Annotated in this window: 13 protein-coding genes; all 13 read right to left on the reverse strand. The window is 41.8% G+C overall.

All coding sequences use genetic code 11. From position 1 onward, the window contains the following. Nucleotides 1-60: 60 nt before the first annotated feature. On the reverse strand, nt 61-627 hold the full coding sequence (locus MKY01_RS19960) for a sigma-70 family RNA polymerase sigma factor (RefSeq protein WP_127550955.1): 567 nt from the start codon (nt 625-627) through the stop codon (nt 61-63). 597 nt (nt 628-1224) lie between these two features. After that, on the reverse strand, nt 1225-1641 hold the full coding sequence (locus tag MKY01_RS19965; RefSeq protein WP_127550957.1) for a Na-translocating system protein MpsC family protein: 417 nt from the start codon (nt 1639-1641) through the stop codon (nt 1225-1227). Nucleotides 1642-1875: 234 nt separating this feature from the next. After that, nucleotides 1876-2073 carry a hypothetical protein gene (locus MKY01_RS19970; protein WP_127550959.1) on the reverse strand — a complete coding sequence of 66 codons (198 nt, stop codon included), beginning with the start codon at nt 2071-2073 and terminating at the stop codon, nt 1876-1878. Then, nucleotides 2042-2365, reverse strand: a complete 324-nt coding sequence (locus MKY01_RS19975; RefSeq protein WP_127550961.1) for a hypothetical protein — start codon at nt 2363-2365, stop codon at nt 2042-2044. Before MKY01_RS19975 ends, MKY01_RS19970 begins: the two co-directional genes overlap by 32 nt. A 159-nt stretch (nt 2366-2524) precedes the next feature. Then, nucleotides 2525-3439 carry a hypothetical protein gene (locus MKY01_RS19980; protein ID WP_339283270.1) on the reverse strand — a complete coding sequence of 305 codons (915 nt, stop codon included), beginning with the start codon at nt 3437-3439 and terminating at the stop codon, nt 2525-2527. A 15-nt stretch (nt 3440-3454) separates the two neighbouring features. After that, nucleotides 3455-3850: a hypothetical protein gene (locus MKY01_RS19985; protein ID WP_036672279.1), complete on the reverse strand. Its 396-nt coding sequence runs from the start codon at nt 3848-3850 to the stop codon at nt 3455-3457. Continuing rightward, a complete protein-coding gene (locus MKY01_RS19990) occupies nt 3847-4407 on the reverse strand; it encodes a hypothetical protein (RefSeq protein WP_076251180.1) in 561 nt (186 codons plus the stop codon). Before MKY01_RS19990 ends, MKY01_RS19985 begins: the two co-directional genes overlap by 4 nt. Before the next feature lie 13 nt (nt 4408-4420). Then, complete coding sequence (locus MKY01_RS19995; RefSeq protein WP_127550969.1) at nt 4421-5212, reverse strand: hypothetical protein; 792 nt, start codon at nt 5210-5212, stop codon at nt 4421-4423. 16 nt (nt 5213-5228) lie between these two features. Continuing rightward, nucleotides 5229-6182 carry a hypothetical protein gene (locus tag MKY01_RS20000; RefSeq protein ID WP_076328292.1) on the reverse strand — a complete coding sequence of 318 codons (954 nt, stop codon included), beginning with the start codon at nt 6180-6182 and terminating at the stop codon, nt 5229-5231. Between the two features lie 3 nt (nt 6183-6185). Beyond that, entirely contained in the window at nt 6186-7262 is a 1077-nt protein-coding gene (locus MKY01_RS20005) for a hypothetical protein (RefSeq protein ID WP_339283271.1), read from the reverse strand. Nucleotides 7263-7275: 13 nt separating this feature from the next. Beyond that, nucleotides 7276-7608, reverse strand: a complete 333-nt coding sequence (locus tag MKY01_RS20010; protein ID WP_339283273.1) for a hypothetical protein — start codon at nt 7606-7608, stop codon at nt 7276-7278. 22 nt (nt 7609-7630) lie between these two features. Further along, a complete protein-coding gene (locus tag MKY01_RS20015; protein WP_339283274.1) occupies nt 7631-9397 on the reverse strand; it encodes a hypothetical protein in 1767 nt (588 codons plus the stop codon). Between the two features lie 59 nt (nt 9398-9456). Further along, entirely contained in the window at nt 9457-10590 is a 1134-nt protein-coding gene (locus tag MKY01_RS20020; RefSeq protein ID WP_339283275.1) for a hypothetical protein, read from the reverse strand. Between the last annotated feature and the right edge of the window lie 12 nt (nt 10591-10602).

Consider the following 10602-nt stretch of genomic DNA (forward strand, 5'->3'; position numbering starts at 1 on the left):
TTCTATGTAGGTTACTGAATCTATCTTCATCAAACTTAGGCTATTAATTGCCACTTATGACTACAATGCTTCGTATTTCTCACGAATCGCTTTCCATAACTGGGATATACGTGCCTTGGATACACCTAGCATTCCTGCAATCTCTACAAATTCATACCCCGAAGTCCGAAGCTTAAAGATTTGTTTCTCACGTTCGTTCAGCCTCATATTTTCCATAATGTCTGTTACAAACTCAAAATTCTCATAAGCAAACCCAGCATGACCAAGCGCTAGTGCGATATCTGAGCCTTCCGATTCATCGCCACCCCCCTGATCTGTACACATGATCTGTACAGCGTTAACCACACTCAGATTTTTCTCAGACATGCACTTGCGGTACATGTCCTTAATTTTATTTTCGATAAGATGATCAACAAACGTCGACATTTTGGCCTTTTCTGCATCATACTTGTCCAGGGAATTAACTAATTTGATCATAATCTCCTGGGTCACATCTTCTTTCTCCATCCCGGCAAACGTTTTACCTCTAAGCTTGTGACGACACTTCTCCTGAGCTTTGTTCAGGAACATGTCTATATCCCCAATCTCAAATAAATCATCAAAACCCATAGCAGTTGTAGCAGACATTATTCATTTCCCCCATTAACTATTTAATTATCAGTAATCGTATTCTTTCTTCACAATCTATTCGCTATCCAGCATGATCTTACTCTGCATTCCCGCTTTTGCTCCCGAAATCTCATATACCATATGTAGTCTTGTTACACACAATTGAAGCTAATAAGCCTAATTACATACAAACGATCAAGAAATCTCCCTTTGATCCGCCTCCCCATTCCCATCCTATTACATTCAGAATAACAAATACGAACTAATGTTCGCAACATTTATTTATTTCGTTCGCTTATATGCCTTTTACTGACTATATACGAAGTACACGGTGAAAGGTAAAGTAGCATTTTTTACAAACAAAAAGACCAACACAGAGCGCACCACTGGAAAATACCAAAATGGTGGAATGTGTCGGTCTTGGTCTGACATCTATTTCGTCCCAATTACCGAAGATATGGCCTTCAAGTTCTTTAACAAGGTTATAGGCTTCGTCAAGATTATTAATCTATTCGATCGCCATAAGGGTAGTATAAGGAAATATGTAGGATATTGTCAACAACAAAAATTAGTTCCTAAGAACCTGTCCAGTATTCAAACGTTAGTTCATAGGTCTTAAGGCATGTTGATCTCATCATTTTTCAGCAGCACTTCAACATCCTTGTTCATCTTGAAGACTGTAATCTGCTCTGCAAAATCATGACCAAAAAATGTTGTTTCGATGTCTTCGATCTTCAGACCCATGTTGATATAGGAGAAAACGGGGTTGAAATCTTCTCTCATCCTATGTGCTAGCTTCATCTTGTATTCGGCGAAAATTTGACTTGAGTGTGATTGCATATGTTCCAGCATGAATGCTTCAGGCTTGGTGAATTTTGCTGTAAACTTTAAGATGATAAAATGATTCATGATAGAGACTCTGGTATCTACCGGCCCGCGCTCAGTAAAATCTTTTCTTATTCTGGATGCCAACTTTGCGAGCTCTCTTTCCAAGTCTTTTATCTCAATGTCCCATCCCTCCTTGCCAATCATCCTGACCCCTTCTACTGCCCCTGAACATATGAATTCAACCTAGTTTAATCAAAACTGCTTGTACAAGACAAGTTTCAATGGATGCATTAAATCAAGTCACTATCAACTTTTCATGAAAAAGGAATAGACCCCAGAACTAGGCTTGGGGTATATCACTTTATTAACTATATTTTATAATTATTCAAATAAATTAGCAGTTAGTGCTGAAAAGCTAACATTAGTTAGCGTAAACGCTTAATTTATCAGTTCATTGGTTAGCTCTATTTTGAGCAGGCTAAACGCAACCAGGTTCAAAACGACATTGGCACCATAGTCTCTTTCGATCAAATCGAACGCTTCTTCCGTTGCTCCAACCAGATCCTCCTTATCCGAGGTCATCTCGGTAGTGACAATTTCCTCATTATTCAATGCAAACGTCAGCCTGTACAGCATCTGTATTCCCCTCCTTAGAGGTCAATTCAATATTTCGCACATCGGTAAGATCAATGATATGAACCACATCGTCTGTATCTTCCAACGTAATCGATTTTCCCTCGTTCTTGTGTTTGGTGAATAGTCGGCGATATTCTTGCTTAACCTCATCCCCAGTTAACGGGATTTCGCGTACGACCTTATCCGAATCTTTCTCTTTTTGTTGTAATCTAGGATTATCTTCCATCCAGTTCACCGTTTTTTTCTTCCCACTTCCCTTGAAATAGAAATGAGCAGTAAGTTCAATATTCATCGTACACTACCTCCCGGAATAATTACGTTCTCATACTACTTTCTCTATACGTCTTGATCAGCTGATTGTTAATGCTAATCTTCTTCAATGCAGATGTGGGAAACACAAATTATTTTGTTGTTAAAAGAAAAAAAGGACAGCAGATGCTATCCTTCCGTATTAGTATTTCTTAACCGCTATACGATTACCGTATGAGTCATATATATATTGGAAGTTAGTTTGAACAGGTGTTGTTCCCAACCTGGTGATGGACTTGGCCACCAATCTTCCCTCATCATCATACTGATAGATGACATCAACCAAAGTAGGAAGCTGCACGAAGTCTAGACCATCATATCGATATATCTCACCAATCGAAATGACCAAGAATGAATCATCCTGTGCATAACCTTCTGGAGAAGCCGGCATGTTAAGTACAGGTTCTCTAACAAGCTGCTCGGTGTAGTTGTCTGTAACGACTTGTCGAATAACTCTTCCCTGATTGTCAAAAGCAAAATATGTAACCACATCCGTATAATCTACCAAATCGCTGATCGATTCCCACGGATCCATGACATTCAGGCGTTTTCGTTCCCCCCAAGTCATGCTCACATGTGTTTCTCCATCGCTGATCATATCGGCACTGTGTGTGTCAGGATGTGTGTAATAATTGGCCTCAAGCTCGATGTTGGACAACTTTTCACGTTCGTTCAGAGTCATGATAACGTTATGACTTCCATCTGTTAACATATCAGCACTGTGTGTATCCGGATGGCTATAGATCACCGTTTTGGTACCATTAAGATTAATCGTTCCATTCTCAGGATGGTTCGAAACTCGATCACCACCCACCTTTACATATTTCCCACCGCTGTATGTATAGGTCGTTGATTCATTTTGATTGCTTGAGTCTTGGCGTACCAGATATAATCTTCCTGCTTCACCTACGGTTGGAAGTTCTGTTTTCAGTCTGACCGAGACCACGTTTCCTACTGACACTGCGTCCAGCCTGCCATCAAGTGAGGCATAAGAATCCCTGGCTTGTTTAACTTCACGTTCTACTTTGGCAGCTTTGCTGTATGAAACAATATCCATGCGGTGGTCCTCCTCTCACCTTGTAGTCAAACCAACGACCTCAATATCGAAGTTGGCCACATCTGTACCCAGATTTTTTAACGACAAGTGAAGTGTTGAAGTCCCATCTACGTCCTCATATGGCAAATCAATCATATCGTAAATCCCTTCCATAAAATTTCCCGTCGAGTATTGGGCATTGTTGAAATAGAGTACCTCTGGATGTGGACCCGCACTGTTCAAAACATGAACTTCCACATTCGTCTCTCTGGACGGAATGACCCTAATCGTTTTGATCATGAATCGAGGATGTTCCATGGGAATATCAATCATGGCCTTCGCCCCACCGCCAACATACTCTACTCTTTGGGCAAACGATACCGGCAATAGCACTTTTCTCATCTCCTCCATCAGTTTCCATGTCCTGTTCAAGAGCCTTCCCTCCTTCTAGGAATATGTGTATCCGGATACCGTCGTGGACGAAGATGACTGTCAGATGTGTTGCCACTTCCGCTGTAGGACCAATCCCCCCACGTTTTCCCCACTAACCCAGCCTGTTGGACAGGAATCTTGACCTTAATACACCAATCGAGCCCCGCATAATTTTGTTTCACTTTGAGGCCTCTTATGGTATCACGAATTAAACCTACTCCACTGGACTGGGTCAAAAATTTATGCTTGAGTATCATATTTTTTTCATTAGGAACTCCCACTCTGGTTCGTGGCCCATAAATATACTTATCCGTAACGTATCCAATCAATTGATCATTATGGTTGTCCAGCATCCTCCATGTACCCCAACGGTAGATGTCAATTAATTCAGCCGTAGTGGATAACGTTCCTAATGAATAGACTATTTCCTTACCTTCAATGGTGACCGGAACAGCATCAAGATCGTATCCAATGCCATGGAGAACTGCCGCCTTACTCTGGGTATAGAGAGAACCGCTCTCGGCGGTCCCTACAACTTTCCCTTGATGTATAGCCATGTCCATCACCACCTTAATTCATTAGGACAGCAACCGTAGCGCCTGATAAGAAGCTCTGTCCACCAATCGACAGCGAGTATACCTTATATGTTTTAGTGCCCACTTTGATCTCATCTCCATGGGAAACCCCGGCAGAAGGTACCGCATAGATATCAATAAGCTCTCCCCTAGGACCTTCCACACCATTACACATAATAACTGGAGCAAGATGATAAAGAGACCCCCACCCTGGATTAACAGGAAGCATGGCAGAGTAGGCATCATAAATGTTATTCACCATCTGTTTATCTTTATCACGCAACGTCCGGATACCATTATCCCCATTGTAGCTGAGGCCAACACTCAAACTCGAGGAATCTGTCTCTGTGGCATACCTGTTCAGAATTCCGAAGTAACCCAGATTGGATATACCGGTAACCGAGTTCACATCCCCCTGCAAATAAATAATAATCCGGTTTGGTTGTACTGAAACTTGGTAATCGATTAATAGATTCGTATCAACGGCACTCGTATGACATAGGAAGTCCTTTTTCACTTCGGCTCTGCCCAAAGGAATACTACCATCTGTTGCCATCACATCTTCAGCCACACTCACGGTCAATTTATTTCCCGTAGTTCCCTTCGTGTTTCCAACCTCAAGTCTGAAAAATAGTTTATCTGAACCCGTTGTGCCCACCGATTTCAGCACGATTACACTCGCTGTCTCGTAAAAAATGGACCAGGGAGATCCCGCAATCGTTTTAAAGCCTTGAACAATATTCGCGAATAATTCATTCATCTTAACTTTGCCTGTGAAATTAGCCATTCCTCATAAACACCTCCTATATTTGGAAAAGTAACGCTCTTTGTCCACCACCAAGCAGTCTGGCACCATGGAAGAACTTCGGCCTTGAATACACAGGAGCTAGGTTCGAATTGTAGTAATAACGTCCATAGTCTGTATTCGGATAATCCTGATCTACGACATGAAAGACGTAATACTTGCCATCATTGCCAAGATCGAGGATCGATCCGTCCGGGTGCTGCGCACTGTTTTTAAATACAATGGAACGCATACCCTTGAATTCACCCCTAGCTCCTTCAGATGGATGATAGACCATGAAAGGCGTAACATAGTATCTTGAACCTACACCTGGAGAAGGGATGGACTCTGTCCCAAAATTGTACAGTGCGTACTCCGTTCCATTCCGTGAAGTCATCACGACACCTCTCGGCGTATCATATTGATCTGATGTGTTGTTATCCGAAGCAGATAAAGGCATATGTGGGAAAACGCCATAAAATTTATTGGCAATCGCCGGGTCTTCTTGCTCTAATGGCTCGCATTTACCTAGGAATATTCGTACTGGGTAAGCTCGTTCCGGGTAGTTCAGACTCTCTCCATGGATAAACAGAATATCCTCATTCGTTATTACAGACCACTTATAGTTCACATTGTACTGCACGTTATGACACAAGAATGGCGTTTCCGTCATGAATTTATCCGTGTCCACTGGCGAATTTACGAATAGATCTGGTGATGCCACATTGCTTCCCAGGTTCTTCAGTCCCCAGCGAATGTTGACTCCCCTGGCGTGTGCAATCACACACATGGTAAATCGCATGGATGTATTTTTTTTATTGGTAAGCAGCGCATTTCCCCAGTTGGCATAAGTCGTTTCGGCCGTATGTATGGTATCCCAGTAAGGATCGAGTGCATCTTTCAATGTGTTAACAAGCGTTGAAGTAAACAAGCTTAGCGTACTGGTAAACTCGTGTCTGCGAATCATGGTCATGCACTACACCTCCTTCTCGATCTCGAATAGAAGCACCCGTTGTCCGCCACCGAGAAGTAACGCTGAATCGAAGAAGTAGGGTTGACCTGCATATGCGGTACCGTTTGTTGCATAAAACTGTTGATTGGTAGCAGGATGGGCTTGGTTAAATGCATGGAAGACATAGTACCTTTCATCCTCCAAGTCCAAGATTGATCCATCTGGATACTTACTGGCATCCTTAAGTACTGCAGTTCTGATACCTTGGAACTCACCTCTGGCACCTTCTGTTTCATGCCAAACGTAAAATGGTGAAATAAAAAATCTCCCACCTACACCCGGTGAAGGTACTTGTGAACTCGTCGCAAAGTGATATAACGCATTTGGTGTTCCATTACGTGAAGAACGCATGTACCCGCGTCCTGCCCGATATTTAAGTTCATCGTCGTTGTCAATTAAACCGTGGGGGAAGTGAGAGAAAATACCGACGTTATCATTAGCAATCAAAGGATCTTCTTCTTCGAATGGTTTTACTCTTCCAAGATACATACGGAAAGGATATGCTAGATTTAAGTTTGTCTGAGGTTCACCAAAGAGAAATATATAGTTCTCTGTGATAAATAGACTCCACTTCCAGTAGACATTGACTGCTGCATTTGTGTGGCCAAAATTACTGCTAAATACAGTTGTTGAATCCATCGTATGAAATGGAATCTCTGTAACAGCTCCTAGTTGAGTGTAAAGATCAGGAAATACAGAAGATCCATTATTTTTTATCCCTGTTCTTAAAATATAATTTTTGGACACAGATGGAAAATTTCCATTTATTTGATAAGAAGATGCATTCATGCAAAGTGTAAAAAACATATTAGGATCTTTTAGATTTTTGACTGTGATCGTCCCTTGATTAGCGATACTATTTAGATTTGTATTCCACGATTTGGGCTGTGCGTAGCTATTAGTGTTGCTATAAGACCACTCCCAGTGGACATCGCCATACAAATCCTGTGTTACTGTATCGTAAAGGGTCTTAATAAACGTTGAACAATACGAGTAAAACTCATAACGACGCAGTGCACCTAACAAAATATTTTCAGCCAACTATCCCACCTCCTTAAGCACCAAATCGGATTTTCATTTCGTGAAAGATGTTCTCTTTAAGTACGGTTAACAAGACTGTTTTCACCATGTCACTTCTCTCTGTTATGAGATTCTCATGATAAGACTGCTCTTTATCCCCGGCTTCATCCTCTGACTCCACACCACTAGCAACAGCCTCATAAATTTTAGGTAGCCCTTTAAATGAAGGCAGAAACTTATGAGCCACATTATCAAACAGAATATTGCTTTCAAAAGCAAAGATTAGAATTTCAATTTCCTCTGTACTGAATGGCTCTAAATGATTGCCCATTAATTTATCCATGATGGTATGTAGTGCAAACTTCACATCCTGCACGGTCCTCGTCAAGTCAAATCACAACCTTTCTAATTTTCACTTGTTTGATGTTACCACTAGCATCATAATTAAATGCCTTCTGAACTCCTTGGCCGTCATAGATCAAGGTCTCAGTCTTAACGGTACCATCTGCATTGTAAGTAAACGATGTTTTCTTCAATAGCTGTGGATTCAAATCTACTGAGAATACTTCTTCTGACTCAATGTCACCATTAGAGAAGTAGTTATATACGACATCCAGCTCAAGTGTACTTCCTTCAAGAAAGACAAGTCTCCTCCGGATGTCCGTGTCATCGAAGGTAGCACCTCCTTGAAGCACATAATACTCTGCACCATTGTTAATTTCGCGCAGTACTCTACCCGTAATGTCACGCTGATACTCAATGGACTTGATCTGTCCGTTACTCTCAGTAACCTCCTGTCGTTCCAGATTTCCATCCGGGCTATAGAAGTGCTCAATGGTGCGGTTGATCCCTCCATCAATCTTCTCCGTATGTACTTTTCCATCTGGATAATAGGTATATTCGGTTACCGAAGTGGTGTTAATAATTGACCCACGACCAATGACAGTTACTCGGGCTTCCTTGGGCACATCAAAAGTAAACCGTATAAGCGTATCATTATATTCAATGTAATCGTCTCCTGCATCCATGCGTATTCCATCCAGAAATACCTCTGCAGAATTTGAACCAATCACATATCTGGGCACTTGAAAATCTCTAGACATCGACAACCTGCTGTTAGGAGCAGAAGTGAAATGGAATACGGATTGATGCTCCATAGTGCCTCGACTCTCAGCGAGTTCAAGACGACTCTGCATGTTGTCGAGTCTGTCCTTGAGAGCATCATAGACAACTCCGTTTTTATCTTCTTTTGAAGCCACAACTTCTTTAGCAGTTGCTTCTAATTGGACTTCCATCGCTTTGATCGTCGTATGATGTGTAGCAATTGTTGTGGTTTGCTCACCAACGGTTTTTTCCAGATCATCTACACGAATTCCCAATGCAGACATGTCATTTTCAACAGAACCCTTTGTTAAGAAATATCTGAAATCCAAAGCCGTGAGTGAAGTTGTTGGAGAAACTCCAACATCAAGTCCACCTATGATCATGGCATCCTTGGGCTCTTTTTGATCTGAGCTATAAGAGTACTCCCCATTTTCATGAAGAAAAATATAATATGTCGTATTGGCTTCAATGTCTGAAATGCTGAATGTCTGAGAAAACTGATCCACAATAACCTTGTTGATACTGGCTCGTCCTGCATTAATCGTAACTTGGACACTGTTATTTGCATCTAGGTACGTGGGGTTGGTAACACTGAGATCCTGAATGGGTTGCTTCGCTACAACTTCAATCGCTTTCTCCAACGTGTCAAATCGATGATCTATGGATGCCTCTGCTCCACGTGCTTCTTTTATCTCCGTCTCCGCAAGACTCAATCTCTTCTCATGGTCATCCTGACTCTTGGAAATGGTATTGACATCTGCTCTTGCCGTCAGAATATCCTGCTGAACATCATCCAATCGTGAGCTGTTTGAAATAACCTTAGTCTCGACATCGCCTAATCTCTGCTCATGATTTTTTACTGCGTCTCGGCTATCGTGTGCAGATTCTTCTACGAGTGTGATTCGATCACCTAGACTAAGCGCATTCCCTCTGGCTTCATCCAACTCTGCAAGATAGGAATCAATCTCATCATGCGTACGGACCCCAATATCACTTAATTCCTTATGACTCTTGGCGGATGATCGATGAGACTGGTTAATTCTTACTGACATTTGACCACCTCCATTCATGCCTTACATGATCTATACGTAATTACTCCAATACTATTAAGTCATATGTATGTCGAATACATCTGTAGCGAAAATTTGACCTGGGAAGCATACCTGTCTTGAGATTCTTCCCTTTCCATTCGCAGCCAGAATGGATAGGACGCTCCTGGCAAAATAGTAAACGCGGTGATCGAGAAGCTGAAGGACCCAGGAATGCCTTCAACATCAGGCGCAATCTGCACTTTATCCGTCCCGCTTGTGAGCGCAAAGATTACATTTTTAAAGTCTCCTGATATCATGGGGTTCTTGGCAAACATTCGAACTTCTTGTGTAACAGAACCACCTGCCGTTAAATAACCTAGAAACCTATCCGTGTTGGGATAAAGAAGCACATCGAAATCTTCTCCTGTTTCAGGATTCGATTCTTTGTAATATAAATCTGGTGTAACCTCAAAATACATTAGGTCTCCCTTGTATAACTTTATAGAATCCATCGCCTGAAACCGATTTCCATCCGGAAGCCTAATCCCGAAATTGCCCTCAAACGGATATGGATATGGATCCATGTTAAAATGTACAACCGTTTCTTCAGATCGGCATACCCTAGACTCAAGCACAACACCATTCTGATCGATTAAATCAACCACAGTTCCTTTGGTTAGATTGTCTACGGTAATAGATGTTCCTTTGTTGATTCGAATATACTGAATATGCATGGGGTGATCCCCTTCACCCTTCAGATAAAGACCAATTTTAGGGGCTCCCACCAGTTCTACAGAACCAATGATGTTCCAAATCACCCCATCATCCGACCAATACGCCGTATAATAGTTATAATCTCGAATCAAACGTATCCACGGGTAAGTCTTAAGCAAAGGCTTTGGCAAGGACATATCCAAAAACTCTTCAATCTCCATGTAGTTATGTTCATCTACAAACACGATAACTCCACCGTAACATCCCTCTGTATCGGGATTGTAACTGTTCTTCACATCCATGACGAATTGCTTCATATCTGTCAAAGGTTTATAGAACATATACAGCGGATCTTGACCATGTTTGAGCACCAGGCTGCCACTACCCGCTTCATAGCGAGTAGCATCGTTAGGGAGTACTTCCCATTTGGAATCCAGGTTGGAGCTTACGAACGCATCCTCATAAATCCTGCCTGACTCTTTCAACCTCACAACACCCATACAGAACCTCCT

The organism is Paenibacillus sp. FSL R5-0486 (assembly GCF_037975155.1).
In the GTDB taxonomy this organism is placed as follows: domain Bacteria; phylum Bacillota; class Bacilli; order Paenibacillales; family Paenibacillaceae; genus Paenibacillus; species Paenibacillus amylolyticus.